At 70.2% G+C, this 21,490-nt stretch carries 20 protein-coding genes and 1 pseudogene; 14 read left to right on the top strand and 7 right to left on the bottom strand.

The annotated features are described in order from the left end of the window. The first annotated feature begins 63 nt into the window (after nt 1-63). From ABZ904_RS31225 to ABZ904_RS31210, 4 genes are all read left to right on the top strand, one after another. A complete protein-coding gene (locus ABZ904_RS31225) occupies nt 64-717 on the top strand; it encodes a GntR family transcriptional regulator (protein WP_360996819.1) in 654 nt (217 codons plus the stop codon). Next, nucleotides 714-1,625 (top strand): dihydrodipicolinate synthase family protein, encoded by a 912-nt coding sequence (locus ABZ904_RS31220; protein WP_360996817.1) that lies wholly within the window; start codon nt 714-716, stop codon nt 1,623-1,625. Before ABZ904_RS31225 ends, ABZ904_RS31220 begins: the two co-directional genes overlap by 4 nt. Then, nucleotides 1,622-3,343, top strand: a complete 1,722-nt coding sequence (gene araD, locus ABZ904_RS31215; protein ID WP_359392527.1) for an L-arabinonate dehydratase — start codon at nt 1,622-1,624, stop codon at nt 3,341-3,343. Before ABZ904_RS31220 ends, araD begins: the two co-directional genes overlap by 4 nt. A 256-nt stretch (nt 3,344-3,599) precedes the next feature. Then, nucleotides 3,600-5,051, top strand: a complete 1,452-nt coding sequence (locus ABZ904_RS31210; protein WP_359392529.1) for an NCS2 family permease — start codon at nt 3,600-3,602, stop codon at nt 5,049-5,051. A 54-nt stretch (nt 5,052-5,105) separates the two neighbouring features. On the opposite strand, the gene ABZ904_RS31205 is transcribed toward ABZ904_RS31210, so the two are convergent. The 3 genes from ABZ904_RS31205 to ABZ904_RS31195 all read right to left on the bottom strand — a co-directional run bounded on the left by ABZ904_RS31205 (nt 5,106) and on the right by ABZ904_RS31195 (nt 7,920). Continuing rightward, complete coding sequence (locus tag ABZ904_RS31205) at nt 5,106-6,563, bottom strand: penicillin-binding transpeptidase domain-containing protein (protein WP_359392531.1); 1,458 nt, start codon at nt 6,561-6,563, stop codon at nt 5,106-5,108. Between the two features lie 108 nt (nt 6,564-6,671). Then, on the bottom strand, nt 6,672-7,145 hold the full coding sequence (locus ABZ904_RS31200; protein ID WP_359392533.1) for a GNAT family N-acetyltransferase: 474 nt from the start codon (nt 7,143-7,145) through the stop codon (nt 6,672-6,674). 1 nt (nt 7,146) lies between these two features. Next, complete coding sequence (locus ABZ904_RS31195) at nt 7,147-7,920, bottom strand: IclR family transcriptional regulator (RefSeq protein WP_359392535.1); 774 nt, start codon at nt 7,918-7,920, stop codon at nt 7,147-7,149. A 132-nt stretch (nt 7,921-8,052) separates the two neighbouring features. Here ABZ904_RS31195 and ABZ904_RS31190 point away from each other — a divergent pair, with 132 nt between their 5' ends. The 5 genes from ABZ904_RS31190 to ABZ904_RS31170 all read left to right on the top strand — a co-directional run bounded on the left by ABZ904_RS31190 (nt 8,053) and on the right by ABZ904_RS31170 (nt 12,816). Beyond that, nucleotides 8,053-9,582 carry an aldehyde dehydrogenase (NADP(+)) gene (locus ABZ904_RS31190; RefSeq protein ID WP_359392538.1) on the top strand — a complete coding sequence of 510 codons (1,530 nt, stop codon included), beginning with the start codon at nt 8,053-8,055 and terminating at the stop codon, nt 9,580-9,582. A gap of 113 nt (nt 9,583-9,695) precedes the next feature. Then, on the top strand, nt 9,696-10,304 hold the full coding sequence (locus ABZ904_RS31185) for a DUF1349 domain-containing protein (protein WP_359392539.1): 609 nt from the start codon (nt 9,696-9,698) through the stop codon (nt 10,302-10,304). Between the two features lie 65 nt (nt 10,305-10,369). Further along, nucleotides 10,370-10,873, top strand: coding sequence for a GNAT family N-acetyltransferase (locus tag ABZ904_RS31180; protein WP_359392540.1), 504 nt, complete (start codon nt 10,370-10,372; stop codon nt 10,871-10,873). Nucleotides 10,874-10,950: 77 nt separating this feature from the next. Then, nucleotides 10,951-11,667: a DsbA family oxidoreductase gene (locus tag ABZ904_RS31175; protein WP_361827001.1), complete on the top strand. Its 717-nt coding sequence runs from the start codon at nt 10,951-10,953 to the stop codon at nt 11,665-11,667. Nucleotides 11,668-11,730: 63 nt separating this feature from the next. Continuing rightward, nucleotides 11,731-12,816, top strand: coding sequence for an aminotransferase class V-fold PLP-dependent enzyme (locus tag ABZ904_RS31170; RefSeq protein WP_361826998.1), 1,086 nt, complete (start codon nt 11,731-11,733; stop codon nt 12,814-12,816). Nucleotides 12,817-12,885: 69 nt separating this feature from the next. Here the strand turns inward: ABZ904_RS31170 and thpD are convergent, their stop codons facing one another. The 4 genes from thpD to ectA are packed head-to-tail and all read right to left on the bottom strand — an operon-like array spanning nt 12,886 to nt 16,074. Next, nucleotides 12,886-13,776, bottom strand: a complete 891-nt coding sequence (gene thpD, locus ABZ904_RS31165) for an ectoine hydroxylase (RefSeq protein ID WP_359392546.1) — start codon at nt 13,774-13,776, stop codon at nt 12,886-12,888. Nucleotides 13,777-13,782: 6 nt separating this feature from the next. Next, the gene (locus tag ABZ904_RS31160; protein ID WP_359392548.1) at nt 13,783-14,181 is read right to left on the bottom strand and encodes an ectoine synthase; all 399 of its coding nucleotides are present in this window, start codon (nt 14,179-14,181) and stop codon (nt 13,783-13,785) included. Nucleotides 14,182-14,210: 29 nt separating this feature from the next. Beyond that, nucleotides 14,211-15,482, bottom strand: coding sequence for a diaminobutyrate--2-oxoglutarate transaminase (gene ectB, locus ABZ904_RS31155; RefSeq protein WP_359392550.1), 1,272 nt, complete (start codon nt 15,480-15,482; stop codon nt 14,211-14,213). Nucleotides 15,483-15,531: 49 nt separating this feature from the next. After that, nucleotides 15,532-16,074 (bottom strand): diaminobutyrate acetyltransferase, encoded by a 543-nt coding sequence (gene ectA, locus ABZ904_RS31150; RefSeq protein WP_359392552.1) that lies wholly within the window; start codon nt 16,072-16,074, stop codon nt 15,532-15,534. A 581-nt stretch (nt 16,075-16,655) separates the two neighbouring features. Here ectA and ABZ904_RS31145 point away from each other — a divergent pair. The 5 genes and pseudogenes from ABZ904_RS31145 (at nt 16,656) to ABZ904_RS31125 (ending at nt 21,380) form a co-directional block, all read left to right on the top strand. Next, nucleotides 16,656-17,504, top strand: a pseudogene (locus ABZ904_RS31145) (transporter substrate-binding domain-containing protein). Beyond that, a complete protein-coding gene (locus tag ABZ904_RS31140) occupies nt 17,501-18,346 on the top strand; it encodes an amino acid ABC transporter permease (RefSeq protein WP_360996801.1) in 846 nt (281 codons plus the stop codon). The pseudogene ABZ904_RS31145 and the gene ABZ904_RS31140 overlap by 4 nt, the downstream one beginning before the upstream one ends. Next, on the top strand, nt 18,343-19,137 hold the full coding sequence (locus ABZ904_RS31135; RefSeq protein WP_359392558.1) for an amino acid ABC transporter ATP-binding protein: 795 nt from the start codon (nt 18,343-18,345) through the stop codon (nt 19,135-19,137). Before ABZ904_RS31140 ends, ABZ904_RS31135 begins: the two co-directional genes overlap by 4 nt. Nucleotides 19,138-19,159: 22 nt before the next feature. Next, a complete protein-coding gene (locus ABZ904_RS31130; protein ID WP_359392560.1) occupies nt 19,160-20,251 on the top strand; it encodes an amidohydrolase family protein in 1,092 nt (363 codons plus the stop codon). A gap of 199 nt (nt 20,252-20,450) precedes the next feature. Next, entirely contained in the window at nt 20,451-21,380 is a 930-nt protein-coding gene (locus tag ABZ904_RS31125; RefSeq protein WP_360996796.1) for an SCO1860 family LAETG-anchored protein, read from the top strand. Nucleotides 21,381-21,490 lie beyond the last annotated feature (110 nt).

The following is a 21,490-nucleotide window of genomic DNA, read 5'->3' as shown; positions in this document are numbered from 1 at the left end:
CGCGAGATCTGATACGCGCGTTCAGTTGATGCGATCAGGCGACGCGAGATCCGGGAGGCGCGCATGATCTCTGTGCCCGTACCGATCCCCTCCCGCACGCAGTTCGTGCTGGAGGGGATCAAGCACCGCATCCTCGCAGGCCAGCTGACGCCCGGTCAGTCCCTGGTCGAGGCCGAACTCGCCGCGCAGTTCGGGGTGTCCAAGACCCCCGTGCGCGAGGCGCTCAAGACCCTCGCCGGGACCGGGCTCGTCGTGATGAACCAGTACAAGGGCGTCACGGTGCGCATGGTGGACGCGGACATGGCACGCGAGGTCTACGACGTCCGGCTGCTCCTGGAGCCCGAGGCACTGCGCCGTTCGGTACGGCGCGGGGCCTCTCTGGACGCCGCCCGCGAGGCGCTGAACCGGGCCGACGAGGCCGCCGACGGCGTCGAACGCTCCCTGGCCAACCGGGAGTTCCACCGCGCCCTGTACACGCCCTGCGGCAACCCGCTGCTCGGCCGGATGCTCGACGAGGTCCGCGACCAGGCCGCCCTCGTCTCCGCTGTCGCCTGGGCCGCCGACCCCTCCTGGGAGCTCGAGGCCACCGAGCACCGGGAGATCCTGCGGCTCGCCCAGGACGGCGACGCCGAGGGCGCGGCGAGCGCCCTGCACACCCACATCGCCTCGTTCGTCCGGCGAGCGTTCCCCCGGTACGGGGAGGAGGGACAGGAATGAGCGGCGCGGCGTTCGAGATCCAACGAGTCGCCCTGGCCGATGTGGTGGCGATCCCGGTGACGCCGTTCGCCGAGGACGGCACCGTCGACCGGGACGCCCACCGGGCACTGCTGCGCAGGCTGCTCGACGGCGGCGTCAGGACCCTGACGCCCAATGGCAACACCGGCGAGTTCTACGCCCTCACCCCCGAGGAGCGGCGCCTCGTCACGGAGCTGACGATCGAGGTGGCGGGGGAGCGGGCCGCGGTGCTCGCCGGTGTCGGTCACGATGTGCCGACCGCCGTCGCCTCCGCCCGGCACGCCCGTGAGCAGGGTGCCGGGATGGTCATGGTCCACCAGCCCGTGCATCCGTACGTCTCGGCCGCCGGCTGGGTCGACTACCACCGGGCCGTCGCCGAGGCCGTGCCCGAACTCGGGGTGGTCCCCTACATCCGCAACCCCCAGCTGCCGGGCGCCCGGCTCGCCGAACTCGCCGACCACTGCCCGAACGTCATCGGGGTGAAGTACGCCGTCCCGGACGCAGCCCGGTTCGCCGCCTTCGCAAGGGACGCGGGACTCGAGCGCTTCGTATGGGTGGCGGGGCTCGCCGAACCGTACGCCCCCTCGTACTTCTCCGCGGGGGCCACCGGATTCACCTCAGGGCTTGTGAACGTCGCTCCGGCCGTCTCCCTGAACATGATCGAGGCGCTTCGGTCCGGGGACTACCCGGCCGCCATGAGGGTCTGGGAACAGATCCGCCGCTTCGAGGAACTGCGCGCGGCGAACGGCTCCGCGGACAACGTCTCTGTCGTCAAGGAAGCCCTCGCCGCGCTGGGCCTGTGTCGCCGCGATGTGCGCCCGCCGAGCAGGGCGCTGGGCGAGGAGGAGCGCGCGGAGGTCGCCGCCGTCGTCGGCAGGTGGTCGATATGAAGAGGCCCGACGAGCTCAGGAGCCACCAGTGGTACGGCACCGACGGGCTGCGCTCTTTCAGCCACCGGGCGCGCACCCGGCAGCTCGGCTATCTCCCCGAGGAGCACCTGGGCAAGCCCGTCATCGCGATCCTCAACACCTGGTCGGACATCAACCCCTGCCACGTCCACCTCAGAGACCGCGCCCAGGCCGTGAAGCGGGGCGTGTGGCAGGCCGGCGGCTTCCCGCTGGAGTTCCCGGTCTCCACGCTCAGCGAGACCTTCCAGAAGCCGACCCCCATGCTCTACCGCAATCTCCTCTCCATGGAGGCCGAGGAGCTGCTGCGCTCCTATCCGGTCGACGGGGCCGTACTGATGGGCGGCTGCGACAAGTCCACGCCCGCGCTGCTCATGGGGGCCGCCTCCGTCGACCTGCCGACCGTCTTCGTGCCCGCGGGTCCCATGCTGCCGGGCCACTGGCGCGGTGAGGTCCTCGGCTCGGGCACCGACATGTGGAAGTACTGGGACGACAAGCGTGCCGGGCTCATCGGCGACTGCGAGATGTCGGAGCTGGAGAGCGGGCTCGCCCGTTCGCCGGGGCACTGCATGACGATGGGTACGGCTTCCACGCTCACCGCGGCCGCCGAGGCCCTCGGCGTCACGGTGCCCGGCGCGTCGAGCATCCCGGCCGTCGACTCAGGGCACGAGCGCATGGCCGCCGCGTCCGGCCGCAGGATCGTCGAACTCGTCCACGAGGACCGGAAACTGAGCGACATCCTCACGCATGAGGCCTTCGAGGACGCGGTCACGACCGTGCTGGGGCTCGGCGGTTCCACCAACGCCGTCATTCATCTGATCGCCATGGCCGGACGGGCCGGGGTGCGGCTCACGCTGGACGACTTCGACCGCATCGCCCGCACGACCCCGGTGCTCGCCAACGTCCGCCCCGGCGGCGAGCGGTACCTCATGGAGGACTTCCACTTCGCGGGCGGCCTGCCCGGGTTCCTGTCCCGGATCGCGGACCTGCTGCACCTGGACCGGCCGACGGTCTCGTACGACACCCTGCGCGAGCAGATCGCGGGTGCCCGGGTCCACGACGACGACGTCATCCGGCCCCGCGACAACCCGGTCGCGACGGAGGGCGGGGTCGCCGTCCTGCGCGGCAACCTGTGCCCGGCCGGTGCCGTCATCAAGCACATCGCCGCCGAGCCGCACCTGCTCAGGCACACCGGGCCCGCAGTGGTGTTCGACGACTACAGGACGATGCAGCGGACCATCAACGACCCGTCGCTCGGCATCACGGCGGACAGTGTGCTGGTGCTGCGCAACGCCGGACCCAAGGGCGGACCGGGCATGCCCGAGTACGGGATGCTGCCCATCCCCGACCACCTGCTGAAGCAGGGTGTACGGGACATGGTGCGGATCTCCGACGCCCGGATGAGCGGCACGAGTTACGGCGCGTGTGTGCTGCACGTGGCACCGGAGTCGTACATCGGCGGGCCGCTGGCGCTCGTACGGACCGGGGACAGCATCACACTCGACGTCGAGGCCCGCAGCCTCCGGCTCCACGTGGACGACGCCGAACTGGAGCGTCGCCGGACACAGTGGATCCCGCCCCCGGCGCGCTACGAGCGCGGCTACGGCGTGCTCTACAACGGACAGATCACCCAGGCGGACACCGGCTGCGACTTCGAGTTCCTGTCCCGACCAGGGAAGGTCGCGGACCCGTACGCGGGGTGAGCTCCGTCTCCGGCATGCCTCCGGGGCGGCCGCGTAGCCGGATGAGGTCGGCGCCCCCGGTGGACGTGATAGTCCCGGCCGCCGGGACGATCGAGATCCAGTAGCAGGAGGAGAACGCCCCCGCCGGCGGGGGCGTTCCGGTGCCCGCGGGCCGAACTCGATTTCCGTAACGCGGAGAAAACCTGAAACCGGCTCACCGGGGGAACAATCCAGCCAGCATCCCGCACCGGTTCACCAGGCAACGAGGAGCGTCCGCATGTCCGACACACAGAAGGTGGCCGACCGGTCAAGTGCCCCACCTCCCGCGGAGAACGGCATCGACAGGTTCTTCAAGATCTCCGAACGAGGCTCCACTTTGGGCCGGGAGATACGCGGCGGCTTCGCCACGTTCTTCACCATGGCCTACATCCTTGTCCTGAATCCCATCATCCTGGGCAGCGCCAAGGACAAGTTCGGCCACCAGCTCGACACCGGGCAACTGGTCACCGCCACCGCCCTGGTGGCGTGCGTGATGACCGTCATCATGGGCGTCGGCGGCAATCTGCCGCTCGCCATCGCCGCCGGTCTCGGCCTCAACGCCGTCGTCGCCTTCCAGCTCGCCCCGCTGATGAGCTGGCCCGACGCGATGGGGCTCGTCGTCCTCGAGGGCGTCCTCATCTGTGTCCTGGTCCTCACCGGACTGCGGGAGGCGATCATGAACGCCATCCCCCAGCCGCTGAAACAGGCCATCGGCGTCGGCATCGGTCTCTTCATCGCGTTCATCGGCTTCGTCGACGCCGGGTTCGTCAGCCGCATCCCGGACGCCGCGAACACCACCGTGCCGGTGCAACTGGGCGCCGTCGGCCGGCTGACCGGCTGGCCCGTGCTGGTGTTCTGCCTCGGTGTGCTGCTGACCATCGCCCTGCTCGCACGCAAGGTGAAGGGCGCGATCCTGATCAGCATCGTGACCATGACGATCGTCGCGATCGTCGTCAACGCCGCGGCGGACATCAAGAGCTGGGGGCTGACCACCCCGAAGGTGCCCGACAAGATCGTGGCGAACCCGGACTTCGGACTCATCGGTCACTTCAGCCTGTTCGGCGGCTTCGCCAAGGCCGGCGTGCTCACCGCCGTCCTGCTGATCTTCACCCTGGTCCTGTCGGACTTCTTCGACGCCATGGGCACCATCGTCGGCATCAGCGCCGAGGCGGGGCTGCTCGACGACAAGGGCCAGGTACCGGGCATCGGCCGCGTCCTGTTCATCGACGGCGCCGCGGCGGTCGCCGGCGGTGTGGGTTCCGCCTCCTCCAACACCGCCTACATCGAGTCCGCGGCCGGGGTCGGCGAGGGCGCGCGCACCGGCTTCGCCAACCTGGTCACGGGCGGCCTGTTCGGACTCGCCCTCTTCCTCACCCCGTTGCTGACCATCGTGCCGCTCCAGGCCGCGGCACCCGCCCTGATCGCCGTCGGTTTCCTGATGATGACCCACGTCAAGCACATCGACTGGGACCGGTACGAGATCGCCATTCCGGCGTTCCTCACCATCGCCGCGATGCCGTTCACGTACTCGATCACCGATGGCATCGGCGCGGGCTTCCTCGCGTACGTCGTCATCAAGGCGGTCATCGGCAAGGCCAAGGACGTCCACTGGCTGCTGTGGGGCGTGTCGGCGCTGTTCCTGGTGTACTTCGCGATCGACCCGGTGGAGCAGATCCTGGGCGTGAAGTGAGCGGCGGGGCCGTCCCGCGCGGGCTCGTCCCCGCGCGCGACGGCCCCGAACCGCCTAGCCCTTGAGCGCCGCCCGCATCATCGCCCGGGCGACCGGGGCTGCCAGCCCGTTCCCGCTGACCTCCGAGCGGGCCGCGTCCGACTGCTCGACCATCACCGCGACGGCGACCTCCTTGCCGCCGGAATCGGACTTCGCGTACGACGTGAACCATGCGTACGGCGTCTTGCTGTTGTTCTCGCCGTGCTGGGCCGTACCCGTCTTGCCGCCCACGGTCGCTCCGGCGATCTGCGCGTTGGTGCCGGTGCCCTGCTCGACCACCGTCTGCATCGCGGACTGCAACTGCCGGGCCGTGGACGAGCTGACGATCCGCTTGGTCCTGGCACTGTCGTCGTAGTTGCTCAGCACGTCGCCGCTGCCGTCGGTGATCTGCGAGACCATATGCGGCGAGACCAGCCGGCCGTCATTGGCTATGGCCGCCGACACCATGGCCATCTGCAGCGGGGTCGCCGTGACGTCGAACTGGCCGATGCCGGACAGCGCCGTCTGCGCCTTGTCCATGCCCGACGGGTACACGCTCGCGTACGCCCGCACCGGCACGTCCTGCCGGCTGTCGTTGAAGCCGAACTTCTCTGCCATCGCCCGGACCTTGTCCTGGCCGAGGTCGACGGCCATCTTCCCGAAGACGTTGTTGCAGGAGTAGCGCAGCGCGACGCGGATCGAGGCGTTCTCGCACGGAGCGTTCGGGTTCTCGTTCGACAGCGTCCGGGTCGTGCCCGGCAGCGGGTACGGGTCGGGGCTGTCGGTCCTCTGGTCCACGGACGAGTACAGCCCGTCCTCCAGCGCGGCGGCCGCCACCACCAGCTTGAACGTCGAACCGGGCGGCAGCGGCTGGCGCAGCGCGCGGTTGGTCAGGGGCTTGTCGGGATCGCTGTTCAGCTGCTTCCAGGCCGTCCCCGCGGTGTTCGCGTCGGTGAGCGACGCCGGGTCGTACGAAGGGGTCGACACGACCGCCAGGATCCTGCCGGTCGCCGGGTCGATGGCGACGGCCGCACCCTTCTTGCCGCCGAGTGCCTGGTACGCGGCCTTCTGCACGCCCGGGTCGATCGTGGTGACCACGTCGCCCGGATCGGCCCGCTTGCCGGTGACCGTGTCCATCACGCCCTTGAGGCGGGTGTCCGTGCCGTTGAGCAGGTCCTGGTAGATACCCTCGAGCTGGGTCGGCGCGTAGCTCTGCGAGGCGTAGCCCGTCACCGCGGCGTACAGCCTGCCGTCCGTGTAGGTGCGCTTGTACGCGAGGTCGCCGCCCTTCGCCCGCGCCGAGCCGGTGACCGAGTCACCGGCCACGATGATGTTCCCGAGCGGCCGCGAGTACGTCTCGATCGCGTTCCGCCGGTTGTCCTTGTCGTCCGCGAGCGCCTTGCCGTCGTAGAACTGCACCCAGGTCGCCCTGACCAGCAGAGCCAACACCAGGAGCAGTGCGAAGACCGATGCGCGTCTGATCGTCTTGTTCATCCCGTCCCGAAGACGAGGGGATCGGGCGGATCGTTCCCTTGCGCCTCGCTTTCTCATCGGGGCCTCATGAAAGGGCCGGCCCGCCGATGTGCGCGGCGGGCCGGGCGATCAGGCCTTCAGGACGAGGACGACTTCCTCGATCTCCTCGCTGCGGGCGTGCGCGAAGCCCCTGGCCCGGGCCGTCTGCGCGAAGCCGCACTTCTCCAGGACCCGGCGCGAGCCCGTGTTGTCGGCGGCGGCCCGGGCATACAGCGGACGTTCGGGGACCTCCTCCAGCAGGAGCCGCAGCGCCGCCGTCGCAATGCCGCGGCCCCAGTGTGGGCGGTCGATCCAGTACGTGACCTCGCGCTCGCCAGGCTCGCCGTACACCGCCGCGCTGCCCACCACGTCGCCGTCGACCAGCACGGTGCGGACGTCGACGTCGGACGAGGTGCGCAGCCGGGCCCAGTGGTCGTCGAAGCCGGCCCGGTCCGCGGGGTTCTCGGGGGTGAACGCGGCCATGTGGAGCGCGACGGGGTCGTTCAGCTGGCGGAAGAAGACCGCCAGGTCGCTGTCGTGGACCTCGCGCAGGGCGACCTTCATGTCACAGCCTCCGTGTCGCCAGGGTCAGACGGTCCCGCGCGTCGAACAGTGCGTCCTTGATCATCTGTTCGTGGGCCGGGGTCAGCCGGGCCACCGGGACCGAGCAGCTGATCGCGTCGCGGGCCGGGGTGCGGTAGGGGATCGCCACGCCGAAGCAGCGCAGGCCCAGTGTGTTCTCCTCGCGGTCGACGGCGAAGCCCTGCTCGCGGACCTGATGGAGTTCCTCGATGAGTCTCTCGCGGTCGGTGATGGTGTGCTCGGTCAGCGCCGGCAGCGTCTCGGGGAGCAGCTTGCGGACCTGCTCGTCGGTGTACGTGCTCAGCAGCGCCTTGCCCAGCGAGGTGGAGTGCGCGGGCAGCCGGCGGCCGACGCGCGTGAACGGGCGCAGGTAGTGCTGGGACTGGCGGGTCGCCAGGTAGACGACGTTCGTACCGTCCAGGCGTGCCAGGTGGATGGTCTCCGTCGTGTCGTCCGAGAGCCGGTCCAAGGTGGGGCGGGCCGCGGCCACCACCTCGTCGCCGTCGATGTACGAGGTGCCGACCAGCAGCGCCCGCACTCCGATGCCGTACCGGGTGCCCGTCGCGTCTGTCTCCACCCAGCCCAGTTCCACGAGCGTGCGCAGCAGCATGTACAGGCTCGACTTGGGGTAGCCCACCGCCTCCTGGACGGCGGCCAGGGAGTGCATACCGGGGCGGCCGGCGAAGTACTCGAGCAACTCAACGGTCCGCACCGCGGACTTGACCTGCGCCCCGCCGCCTGTCTCGCCAGCCGACATCGCCCTTGACCCCTTCGTTCGACGGGAAATAGTCTCCGAACAGATCATTCATCATCAGAGACGGCGTTCAGTATATCGAACGACTCTGGTGAGTGACGGACGAACGCGGCATGACATCTGGAGGGACCCGCGGTGGCAGCAGCACCAGTCTGGAGTGTCGACCCCCGTACCGGGAAGCCGCGTGAACAGGTTGCGGTGGAGGCCACGGCCCAGGAGGTGGACGCCGCCGTCCGCGCGGCCCACGACGCGCGTGGAGCCCTCGCCGACCGCGCGGTCCGCTCGGCCTTTCTGCGCACCGCCGCCGACCGGCTGGAGGCCGCGAAGGACCAGCTCGTCGAGGCGGCCGACGCGGAGACCGCGCTCGGCCCGGTCCGGCTGACGGGCGAACTCGCCCGGACCTGCTACCAGCTGCGTGCCTTCGCGGGGATCGTCGACGAGGGTGCCTTCCTCGACGTCGCGATCAACCACCCGGACGACACCGCGACCCCGCCGATCCCGGACCTGCGCCGCTACAAGGTCCCGCTGGGCGTCGTCGCCGTCTACTCGGCCTCCAACTTCCCCTTCGCCTTCTCGGTGGCCGGCGGGGACACCGCGAGCGCGCTCGCCGCGGGCTGCCCCGTCGTCGTCAAGGCCCACCCCGACCATCCGGCGCTCTCCGAGCTGGTCGCCGCGACGCTCCGCCGGGCCGCCGAGCAGCACGGCATCCCCAAGGGCGTCATCGGGCTCGTCCACGGCTTCCAGGCGGGCATCGAACTCATCGCGCATCCGCTGATCGCCGCCGCCGGGTTCACGGGCTCCATCCGCGGCGGCCGTGCCCTCTTCGACGCGGCGGCGGCCCGTCCCACGCCCATCCCCTTCCACGGCGAGCTCGGCTCGCTCAACCCGGTGCTCGTCACGGAGGCCGCCGCCGCCGAGCGCGCCGAGGCCATCGGGGCCGGGCTCGCGGGCTCCATGACCCTGGGCGTCGGCCAGTTCTGTGTGAAGCCGGGCCTGGTCCTGGCCCCCACGGGTGCGGGCGGGGACCGCCTGGTGAAGTCCCTGACGGACGCCGTCAGCGACACCGAGGCGGGCGTTCTGCTCGACCACCGGATGCGCGACAACTTCGTCGCCGGGGTTGCCGAGCGTGCCGCGCTGCCCGGGGTGGAGTCCCCGGTCACCGCCGGCGCGGGCAGCGAGCACACGGTCAGCGCCGGATTCCTCACCGTCCCGGCCGAGAAGCTCACCCGCGACGGGGAGTACGACCTCCTGCTGGAGGAGTGCTTCGGCCCGCTCACCGTGGTGGCGCGCTACGAGGACGAGGACGAGGCCAAGCGTGTCCTCGGCCGGCTCCCCGGCAACCTCACGGCGACGGTGCACCTGTCCACGGAGGAGACGGCGGGCGAGGGCCGGGGCGCGGAGATCCTCACGGAGCTGACCCCGCTCGCGGGCCGCGTCCTCGTCAACGGCTGGCCGACGGGTGTGGCGGTGGCGCCCGCCCAGCACCACGGCGGCCCCTACCCGGCGACGACGTCCACGTCCACGTCCGTGGGCGGCACGGCCATCGAGCGCTGGCTGCGGCCCGTGGTGTACCAGGGCGCCCCCGAGGCGCTCCTCCCGCCGGAGCTGCGCGACGACAACCCGCTCGGGTTGCCGCGGCGCTTCGACGGGCGCCTGGAGAGGTGACTGCTGCGCGGGCCGCGCCGTGGGAGCGTGATGCGGCGCGGTCCGCGGGTGCTTTTGTGGTCGACCGCGTAGTTCCCCGCGCCTGTCGCGGGCGCGCCTGAGAGACTTCCCCAATGGACGTTGAACTTCCCGAACTCCCGTTCTCCCTGCGCACGTACGGGCCGGGCGGCCACTGGTCGTACGAGGACGGGGTGCTCACCGGCTGGGCGGGCGCCCGGCAGGATCGTTTCGTTCCGCCCACCGGCGAGGCTCTGGAGCCGGCCTCCGACGCGCCCCGGCTCCTCGGCGCGCCCGAGGGCGACTTCCAGCTGATCGCCCGGGTCACCGTCGGCTTCAACGCGTCCTTCGACGCCGGTGTGCTCTACGTCCATGTCGGCGAGCGGGCCTGGGCCAAGCTCTGCCTGGAGTACTCGCCGGATGTGCCCACCGTCTGCACGGTGGTCACCCGCGGCCACTCCGACGACGCCAACTCCTTCACCGTGGAGGGCAGTTCGGTCTGGCTCCGGGTCAGCCGCACGGGCCGGGCCTTCGCCTTCCACGCCTCTCGCGACGGCAAGCGCTGGACGTTCGTCCGTCTGTTCACCCTGGGCGCCGAGAAGGAGACGGACGCGGCGCTGGTGGGCTTCATGACCCAGTCGCCGATGGGGGAGGGCTGCGTGGTGACCTACGACGGGATCGAGTACCACCCGCACTGGCCGCAGGACCTCAGAGACGGCAGCTGACCCGGCGGCGCGCGTCCATGAGCGCCACCCGGAACCACTGCGGCCGCGGCGACGTCCTTCCCTGCATGATCGACGACCGAATGACCGGGAACCGACTGATTCGTACCGCTCTGCCCGCCGAGGTGCGGGCCGTCGCCGAACTGCACGCCCGGGCCCGGGCGACCTACTACCCGGACGGGCCGCCGCAGGACGGCACCGACTGGCTCGCCGCCTGGCGGACCGCCCTGGAGCGGCCCGACGCCCATGTGCTGTGCGCCGTCGAGCGCGGCCGTATCGTCGCCGTCGCCTCCTTCCGTACGCCGGACGGTGCATCGCCCGACACGGTGAAACTCTTCCAGTTCCACGTCGACCCCGGGCACTGGCGCCGGGGCATCGGCGCCGCACTGCACGCGGCCTGCGTCGAGGAGTGGCAGGCCGACGGCAGGCGGACCGCCGTCCTCGACGTCCATGTCGACAACCGCCGCGCCCAGGCCTTCTACACCCGCCTCGGCTGGGTCCCCGACCCGCAGAACCCGCCCGCGGAGGGAGACCACCATCTCTTCCTCCGGTACACGGTCCCCGGGGAATGAAGGCAACCGCTTGAACGTTCACGCACATCGGCGGAGGGAGGCTCCGCACCCGTACCGACTGGAGAGAAGCCGAAGACATGCGCGTGGAGATCTGGAGCGACATCGCCTGTCCCTGGTGCTACGTGGGCAAGGCCCGTTTCGAGAAGGCGCTCGGGGCCTTCCCGCACCGGGACAAGGTCGAGGTGGTGCACCGCTCCTTCGAACTGGACCCGCACCGGGCCAAGGGCGACGTCCAGCCGGTCCTCACGATGCTCGCCAAGAAGTACGGGATGAGCGAGACGCAGGCGCAGGCCGGCGAGAACAACCTGGCAGCGCAGGCCGCGGCCGAGGGCCTGGACTACCGCACCTCGGGCCGCGACCACGGCAACACCTTCGACATGCACCGCCTGCTCCACCTCGCCAAGGAGCGGGGCCGGCAGGACGAGCTGATCCAGGTCCTCTACCGGGCGAACTTCGCCGAGGAGCGGTCCGTCTTCACCGAGGGCGTCGAGCGGCTGGTGGAACTGGCCGTGGAGTCGGGGCTCGACGCCGAGGAGGTCCGCGGGGTGCTCGCCGACCCCACCGCGTACGCCGACGCGGTGCGCGCCGACGAGCGGGAGGCGGCCGAGCTCGGAGCCAACGGTGTGCCGTTCTTCGTTCTCGACCGCAAGTACGGTGTCTCCGGCGCCCAGCCCGCGGAGGTCTTCACCCAGGCCCTGACCCAGGCGTGGGGCGAGCGTCCGCAGCTGAGGCTGATCGAGGACGGCGGCGCGGACGCGTGCGGTCCGGACGGATGCGCGGTGCCGGGTCACTGAGCGAGGGTCCGCTCCGGGGTGGACATATAAGCGTTCCTTAGTGGAACCACGTAAGAATTCGCAATGGACTACGACTTCAGTGGGCCCCAGAGTGGTCCCATGGAGACCTTCGAGAGCCTCGTCCGTGCTGAGTTCGCCCCGAAGAACACCTACCTCAACACGGCGAGCAGCGGGCTGCTGCCCGCGCGCACCGTGGAGGCCATGCGGACGGCCGTCGAGTCGGCGGCCGCCGGCCGGCCGACCGATATGTTCGCCGATGTGGAGGCCGCCCGCGCCTCGTTCGCCCGGCTGACCGGGATCCCCGTCAGCCGGGTGGCCGCCGGGGCCTCGGTCGCCGTCTACACCGGGCTGATCGCCGCCTCGCTGCCCGAGGGCGCCGAAGTCCTCACCGCCGAGGCCGACTTCAGTTCCGTGGTGAACCCCTTCCACATGCGCGAGGACCTGAAGGTGCGCGCCGTGCCGCTGGAAGGCATCGCCGAGTCGGTGCGGCCCGGCACCGCGCTCGTCGCGGTCAGTGCCGCGCAGTCCGCTGACGGACGGGTCGCCGACCTGCCCGCGATCCGGGCCGCGGCACGCGAGCACGGAGCACGCACGTACGTCGACGCGTCCCAGGCCGCCGGCTGGCTGGACCTCGACGCGGACGCCCACGACTACGTCTCCGCCGTCGCCTTCAAGTGGCTGTTCTGTCCGCGAGGCGTGGCGTTCCTGGCCGTGCCGGAGGACCTCGGCGGACTCACCCCGCTGTTCGCCGGCTGGGTCGCGGGGGAACGGCCCTGGGACAGCTGCTACGGCCCCGTCACGGAACTCGCCCATTCGGCACGGCGGTTCGACGAGAGCCCCGCACTCTTCTCGTACGCAGGCGCGCGCCGCTCCCTCGAACTGCTGGAGCATCTCGGGGTGGACGCCGTGCGCACGCACGACCTCGCCCTCGCGGACCGCTTCCGCGCGGGGCTCGACGCCCTCGGCCACGAGGCCGTCCCCGCGCCGGGCTCGCCGATCGTGTCCGTGCCCGGACTCGGCCACCGGCAGGAGGAGCTGAGCAGTGCGGGGATCGAGGTCTCCGACCGGGCGGGCAACCTGCGGGCCGCCTTCCATCTGTACAACACGCCCGCCGACGTCGACCGCCTGCTGGACGTCCTGTCGCGCTGACCACGGCGGACACGAGCCTGCCGCCCGTCCGTGACGGGCGGCAGGCTCGAAGGGCCGGCGGGAATCCGCTCAGTGCACCGGCGTGAAGTCCCGCGCCCCGATGAACTCGGGCCGCCGGACCGGCGCCGCGAACGGCTCGACGGCCTCGTTCTCCACGCTGTTGAACACGATGAAGACGTTGCTGCGCGGGAACGGGGTGATGTTGTCCCCCGAGCCGTGCATGCAGTTGCAGTCGAACCAGGTCGCCGAACCGGCCTTGCCGGTGAACAGCCGGATGCCGTACTGGCTCGCCATCGCGGTCAGCGCGTCGTCGGACGGCGTGCCGGCGTCCTGCATCTGCAGCGACTTCTTGTAGTTGTCCTTCGGGGTGGCCCCCGCGCAGCCGAGGAACGTCCGGTGCGATCCCGGCATGATCATCAGGCCGCCGTTGGTGTCGTAGTTCTCGGTCAGCGCGATCGAGACGGACACCGTCCGCATGTTCGGCAGACCGTCCTCGGCGTGCCAGGTCTCGAAGTCGGAGTGCCAGTAGAAGCCGCTGGCCCCGAAACCGGGCTTGACGTTGATCCGCGACTGGTGGACGTACACGTCCGAGCCGAGGATCTGCCGCGCCCTCCCGACGACACGCTCGTCGCGGACGAGGCGCGCGAACACCTCGCTGATCCGGTGGACCTCGAAGACGGAGCGGATCTCCTTGGACTGCGGCTCGATGATCGACCGCTCGTCGGCGCGGATCTCCGGGTCGGTGACGATTCGCTGCAACTCCCGCTGGTACTCGGCGACTTCGTCCTGGCCGATCAGCTCGCCGACGGCGAGGAAGCCGTCGCGCTCGTACCCCTGGAGGTCGGCGACGGAGATCGGCCCGGGTGTGCCGGGCGCGCCCCAGACGACCGGGTCCTGACGGGGAACGGACACCTCGGTGGCGCCGCGGCTGGGGTACAGATCGGTGACGGTGGTGGTCATGTGCGGTCAGACCTCCTCGGTCAGCAGCGGGTAGACGCCGTTCTCGTCGTGGTCCTCCCGGCCCGTCACGGGTGGGTTGAACACGCAGATGCAGCGGAAGTCGTCCTTGACCCGGAGCGTGTGCCGCTCGTGCCCGTCGAGCAGGTACATGGTCCCGGGCGTGATCGTGTAGGTCTTCCCGGTCTCGTTGTCGGTGAGGTGCGCCTCGCCTTCCACGCACACGACGGCCTCGATGTGGTTCGCGTACCACATCGACGTCTCCGTGCCCGCGTACAGGATCGTCTCGTGGACGGAGAAGCCGACCTTCTCCTTCGCGAGGACGATGCGCTTGCTCTCCCAGGTGCCGGACGCCGACTTGATGTGCCGGTCGGTGCCTTCGATCTCCTTGAACGAACGGACGATCACGGTGGTGCGTGCCTCCTTCTCGGCGGTGTTCAGACGGTTTCGCGGACGGCGCGGGCCAGGGTGCTCAGGCCCTCGTCGAGTTCGTCCGCGGTGATGGTGAGGGCGGGGAGCAGTTTGACGACCTCGCTCTCGGGGCCCGAGGTCTCGACCAGCAGCCCCAGGTCGAAGGCGCGTCGTGCGACGCGTCCGGCGCGGGCCTTGTCGTGGAACTCCAGGCCCCACACCAGCCCGCGTCCGCGGTACTCCTTGACGTCGGTCAGGTTCTCCTCGGTGATCGAGATCAGCTCCTGCTCGACCTGCTCGCCGCGCGCCCGGGTCTGCTTCTCCATGGCGGACCCGTCCCTCCAGTAGCTCTCCAGGGCGGCCGTCGCGGTCACGAACGCGGGGTTGTTGCCGCGGAAGGTGCCGTTGTGCTCGCCCGGCTCCCAGATGTCCAGTTCGGGCTTGAACAGGCAGAGCGACATGGGCAGTCCGTAGCCGCTGATGGACTTGGACACGGTGACGATGTCCGGCACGATCCCGGCCTCCTCGAAGGAGAAGAAGGCGCCGGTACGCCCGCAGCCCATCTGGATGTCGTCCACGATCAGCAGCATGTCGCGGCGCGCGCACAGATCGGCGAGGCGGCGCAGCCACTCGGCCCGGGCGATGTTGATGCCGCCCTCGCCCTGCACGGTCTCGACGATGACGGCGGCGGGCTGGTTGAGCCCGGAGCCCTGGTCCTCCAGGAGCCGCTCGAACCACAGGAAGTCCGGGACCCTGCCGTCCAGATAGTGGTCGAAGGGCATGGGCGTCCCGTGCACGAGCGGGATCCCGGCGCCGGCGCGCTTGAAGGCGTTGCCGGTGACGGCGAGGGAGCCCAGGGACATGCCGTGGAAGGCGTTGGTGAAGGACACGATGGCCTCGCGGCCCTTCACCTTGCGGGCCAGTTTGAGGGCCGACTCGACGGCGTTGGTGCCGGTGGGCCCCGGGAACATGACCTTGTACGGCAGGTCGCGCGGCCGCAGGACGAGGTCCTGGAAGGTCTGGAGGAAGGAACGTTTCGCGGTGGTCGACATGTCGAGCCCGTGGGTGACGCCGTCCCGCTCCAGATAGTCGATCAGCGCACGTTTCAGTACGGGGTTGTTATGGCCGTAGTTGAGGGATCCGGCGCCGGCGAAGAAGTCGAGGTACTCGTGCCCGTCCTCGTCGTACATGCGGCTGCCCTGCGCGCGGTCGAAGACGGTGGGCCAGCCGCGGCAGTAGCTGCGCACCTCGGACTCCAGGGTCTCGAAGACGCTGAGGTCGGGCTGGGTGATGGTCACGGCGAAAACGCTCCTCGGGGGTGGGGGAGAGGGAGTGCGTGCGTGGGACTCAGTCGGACAGCGGGCCGATGCGGTACAGGACTTCGGGATCGTGCGGGCCGTCGGGGAACTGGGGAGTCTCGAAGAGGACCTCACGTTCCAGGGCCGCCCCGTGCCGCCGGGCGAACGAGGTGAACAGGCGCTCGGAGGCGGTGTTGCCGGGGGTGATCGTCGTCTCGAGACCGGTCACCCCGTGCTCCTCGACCACCCGTGCCGTGAGCGCGTCGAGCAGCCGTGCCGCGAGCCCGCGCCCGCGCTGGGCGGAGTCGACGGCCACCTGCCACACCAGGAGGGTGCGCGGACGGTCGGGCCGCAGGTACGCGGTGACGAACCCCACGGGCCGGCCGTCGGACCCGTCGCGCACCACCGCCGAGGTGCCGGCGAAGTCGCGGCACCACAGCAGATAGCTGTAGGAGGAGTTCAGATCGAGGGTTCCGGAGTCCCTGGCCAGGCGCCAGAGAGCGGCCCCGTCCGCCACCTCCGGACGGTCGATCCGCAGTCCTTCCGGCATTTCCAGAAATTCCGCTTGCAGGTCTGCTTGTGCGGCGGTCATGTCGATCGAATTTACCCAGGGAAATGTGAAAATGCATCGCTGGCGGGGGTTACGGAACCGCGGTCCATGTGTTATCACGCGGGCGTGCGTGATCGCGCGGGCGCGGGGTAATTGGCGTATGAATGCCCGGAAAATATGGGGCAAATTGGGTGCGGTGTGGGGTCGATCACATCCTCGTCACCCACACGAGATCTACCCGAATTACTCCGGTTGGCGTTCGCAGAATCTTTGCGTTTAAGCCAGGAAAGAGCGGGCAGAAGAATACGGGAAGCTGCCCTGGAAGGAATTTCCATAATTGCGCGAAAAGGGTCTGGAGGGAAATTCCGAATTCAGGTTTCGGTCACTCTGCCGGAACCCCCTCGGCGTAGCTGCGCGCGGCCTCGTGTGCAGAGGGCTCCGGATGGCCCGGAGCGACAGCCCCGTCCCGGTCGCCTGGACGGGCGGAGCGTGACCGGAGTGCGTCTGGCCCTGCCGCTCGTGGTTTCTGAGGTGAGGGAACCTCTTGGCCATCGGATTGGTTTGAGACACCCAAACATGTCCTTATAATCGAAGCTCACCCTTCCCCCACAGAGAGGTCCTCCGTGAACACGCTCCTCGGGCGCCGGGCCCGTGTCCTGGCCGCCACCACCGCGACGGCCGGCGTGGTACTCGTGGCCGGCTGCACCTCGAGCGGCAGCGGCGGCAGCGCAGGAAAGGCGGCCGGCGGCGTCGAGCTCGTCTAGGCGGGCCAGATCACCACCTGCACCCATCTGCCCTACCCGCCCTTCCAGTCGGAGGTCGACGGCAAGGTGCAGGGCTTCGACGTCTCGCTGGTCGACCTGGTGGCCAAGGACCTCGGGGTGAAGCAGCAGATCCTCGACACGCCCTTCGAGAACTTCAAGACCGGCGCCTTCCTCAACTCCGGCCAGTGCGACCTCGCCGCGGCCGGCATGACCATCACCGACGAGCGCAAGAAGCACGTCGACTTCTCCGACCCGTACTTCGACGCCACCCAGGCCGTCCTGGTCGACAAGAAGAGCGGCATCACCTCGCTGGCCGACGTGAAGGCCAAGGGCAAGAAGCTGGGCACCCAGGCGCAGACCACCGGCGAGGACTACGCGAAGAAGCAGGGCTTCGACCCCATCTCCTTCGAGTCCTCCGACGCCGTCGTCAACGGCCTGCGCACCGGTCAGGTCCAGGCGGTCGTCATCGACTACCCGGTCGTCCAGGGCTGGCTCAAGGACAAGGCCAACGCCGACGCCTTCAGTGTGGTCGGCAACCTCAACACCGGTGAGCAGTACGGCTTCACGGTGAAGAAGGGCAACACGAAGCTTCTCGCCGCGGTCAACAAGGCGCTCAAGGACGCCAAGGCCGACGGCACGTACAAGAAGCTGTACGAGAAGTGGATCGGCCCGTACGACGCGACCGCCGCCTCGCCCTCCGCCTCATGAGCAAGGCGACCGGTACGGGCGACGCCGGGGTCCAGCCGCGGAAGAAGGGGCTGACCCGGCGTCAGCGACGCAGACTGTCGCGCGGCGCCCAGTACGTTCTCTTCGTCGCCGTCGTGATCGTGTTCGCGGTCACGGCGGACTGGGGGCGGCTGCAGAACCAGTTCGCGCAGGCGGACATCGCCGGGCAGATGTTCCCCGACGTCATCACGCTGGCGCTGAGGAACACCGTGCTCTACACCTTGTCCGGCTTTGCCGTCGGCCTGGTGCTGGGCATCGTCCTCGCCCTGATGCGGCTGTCGTCCGTCGGCCCGTACCGCTGGGTCGCCGGCGTCTACATCGAGATCTTCCGCGGGCTGCCCGCCCTGCTGATCTTCATCTTCATCGGCGTGGCGGTGCCGCTGGCCTTCCCGGGCACGGAGATCGTGGGCGGCACCTACGGCAAGGCCGCCCTCGCGCTCGGCCTGGTGGGTGCCGCGTACATGGCCGAGACCTTCCGGGCCGGCATCCAGGCGGTGCCCAAGGGGCAGATGGAGGCGGCTCGTTCGCTGGGCTTCTCGCCCGCCCGGGCCATGGTGTCCATCGTCGTTCCCCAGGCCTTCCGGATCATCCTCCCGCCGCTGACCAACGAGTTCGTCCAGCTCTTCAAGGACTCCTCGCTGGTGCTGGTCCTCGGCGTCACCCTGGAGGAGCGCGAGCTGTCGAAGTTCGGCCGCGACCTCGCCAGTACGACCGCCAACTCCACGCCGATCCTCGTCGCCGGGCTGTGCTACCTGCTCGTGACGATCCCGCTCGGTTTCGTCGTGCGCCGCATGGAGGCGAAGGCCCAGGAGGCCGTCAAGTGAGCAGTTCCGCAGAGATCCAGATCCGGGACCTGCACAAGTCCTTCGGCGACAACCAGGTGCTGCGCGGCATCGACCTGGAGATCGGCCAGGGCGAGGTGGTCTGCGTCATCGGCCCGTCCGGCTCCGGCAAGTCGACCCTGCTGCGCTGCGTGAACCTCCTGGAGGAGCCCACCAGGGGGCAGGTCTTCGTCGGCGGTACCGAGGTGACCGATCCGGACGTGGACATCGACCGGGTGCGCCGCCGTATCGGCATGGTCTTCCAGCAGTTCAACCTCTTCCCGCACCTCACCGTGACCGAGAACCTCACCCTGCCGCAGCGCCGGGTCCTCGGCCGGGACAAGGCCGAGGCCGCACGGATCGCGGCCGGGAACCTGGAACGCGTGGGCCTGTCCGAGAAGGCCCAGGCGTACCCGTCCTCGCTCTCCGGCGGGCAGCAGCAGCGGGTCGCCATCGCCCGGGCGCTGGCCATGGGCCCCGAAGTGATGCTCTTCGACGAGCCGACCTCGGCGCTCGACCCCGAGCTGGTGGGCGATGTCCTCGCCGTCATGCGCATGCTCGCGAGCGAGGGCATGACGATGATGGTCGTCACCCACGAGATGAGCTTCGCCCGCGAGGTCGCCGACCGGGTCGTCTTCATGGACGGCGGGGTGGTCGTCGAGGACGGCACACCGGACCAGGTCATCGGCGACCCCCGCCATGAACGCACCCGTCACTTCCTCTCCCGGCTCCTCGACCCCGCGAGGGCCGAGGTGGAGGAGGAGACCTCCGACCGGGTGTCCGGGACCGCGTAGCGGGCGAACTAAGGTGCAGTACATGAGCGATCACGCGGTGCTGCACGTGAAGGGGCGGGTGCTCGTCGGACCGGAGGAGGTCCGCGACGAGCTGTGGGTGGTCGGCGGCCGGATCTCGTACGACCGCCCCGCCGGCGCCCGCGACGTCCGTACGGTCGAGGGCTGGGCGCTGCCCGGCCTGGTCGACGCGCACTGCCATGTCGGCCTCGACGCCCACGGCCCTGTCTCCGACGACGTCTCCGAGAAGCAGGCGCTGACCGACCGCGACGCGGGAACCCTGCTGATCCGTGACGCGGGCTCGCCGTCCGACACGCGGTGGATCGACGACCGCGACGATCTGCCGAAGATCATCCGGGCCGGCCGGCACATCGCGCGCACCCGCCGCTACATCCGCAACTACGCCTGGGAGATCGAGCCGGAGGGCCTGGTCGCGTACGTCGCCCAGGAGGCCCGGCGCGGTGACGGCTGGGTCAAGCTGGTCGGCGACTGGATCGACCGGGAGAGCGGGGACCTGTCCGCCTGCTGGCCCCGTGAGGCGGTCGAGGCGGCCATCGCGGAGGCGCACCGCCTGGGCACGCGGGTCACCGCGCACTGCTTCGACGAGGACTCGCTGCGGGATCTGGTCGAGGCGGGTATCGACTGCATCGAACACGCCACGGGTCTGACGGAGGAGACGATTCCGCTGTTCGCGGAGCGGGGTGTCGCCATCGTCCCGACGCTGGTGAACATCGCGACCTTCCCGAGGCTCGCCGACGGTGGCCAGGCGAAGTTCCCGCGCTGGTCCGATCACATGCGACGGCTGTACGAGCGGCGGTACGACACCGTACGCGCCGCGTACGACGCAGGCATACCGGTGTACGTCGGCACCGACGCGGGCGGCGGGCTCGCCCACGGACTGGTCGCGGGCGAGGTGGCGGAACTGGTCACCGCCGGGATCCCGGCCGTCGACGCGCTCGCGGCGACCGCGTGGAGCGCCCGCCGGTGGCTCGGCCGGCCCGGGCTCGAGGAAGGGGCGCCCGCCGACCTCGTGGTGTACGAGGCGGATCCGCGCGCGGACGTACGGGTGCTGGCGGCGCCGCAGCGGGTGGTGCTGAACGGCCTTGTGTTCGGGTAGGCGCCGCGCCCGTGCGCCGGGCGCTTCCCCGTTATGGGGGATACGGGGGTGACATCCGGGAACGGGTGTGCCCTGATTTTCGAAAGTCCTTGCGAGAAAGCCGCGATGGAGTGAAGTGACTCGGTGTTGCTGACGGCTCACTCCCGGTACGAAATTCTGTCCGGGTCCCGAGCTTGTCTTATCTGGGGGTCCCACCACCATGAACGGCACCACCTTCCGCATGCCCGCACGCCGCCTGACCAACGTCGCGCTGGCCACAGTCCTGGCCGCAGGGCCCGCCGCACTGGCCTGCGCGGGCTCCGCGCAGGCCGATGAGGACCACGGCCGCGCCGCCGCCGTCGTGGTGCGCACCGAGCTCGATGTGTCCCTGCTCAACAAGAGCCTGAACGTCCCGCTGACGGTCTCGCTCGACGAGGTGCGGGCGCCGGGGAGCGCCAAGGAGACCGCGCTGTCGGCCCGGCTCGACGGAGTCGCCGGCGGCCGTCCCTTCGACGTGGTGCGGGCGGACGCCGCCACCGCCGAGGCGACGGTCTCGGCGTCGGGCGCGGAGGCCTCCACGAACCTCGCGCACGCGCGCATCCATCTGCCGGGGCTGCCCATGCTGTCCCTGATCGAGGTGGACGGCGTCACGTCGAAGGCGGTGTGCGAAGTCGGGAGGAAGCCGGTCGCCACGGCGAACGTGCTCGGCGCGGTGACCGTGCTCGGGCGGAAGGTCACGGCGACGGCCGGCGGGCCGACACAGGTGAAGGTGCCGGGCGTCGGCGAGGTCCGGCTCGAGGTGTCGCCGACACCGACGACGTCCCGGACGGCGGCGGCCGCCGCACTGGTGCTGACGGTCTCGGTGAACCCCCTGCACCTGAACGTGGCCGAGGTGAAGGGCACGGTGACACTCGGAGGCGCCACCTGCGAGACCCCGGCGTCCGCCCCGAGCGCGTCTCCCTCACCGGTGACGTCGTCCACGCCCACGGCGGCGCCCGCCGAGGATGTGAAGCCCCAGGGTACGCACGCGAAGGCCGACCTCGCGGAGACGGGCGGAAGTGCGGCGACGCCGTATGCCGTGGGCGGCGCAGTCGCTCTGCTGGTCGTGGGCGCGGGAGCGATCGGACTGGGGCGCCGGCGGCGCGGCTAGCCCCATGGCTCGCGGCCGGTCTGCTCGTGCACGGCCTGTACTACGCGCCCACTTGCCCCTGAACCGAGCTCGACCGACTCGGAATACCCCGGTACCGCCCACGCCGTCAT

This window comes from Streptomyces sp. NPDC046900, from assembly GCF_040644975.1.
Classification (GTDB): Bacteria; Actinomycetota; Actinomycetes; order Streptomycetales; family Streptomycetaceae; genus Streptomyces.
Note: the sequence above shows the minus strand (reverse complement) of the source record. Positions and strands in the feature narration are given on the sequence as shown.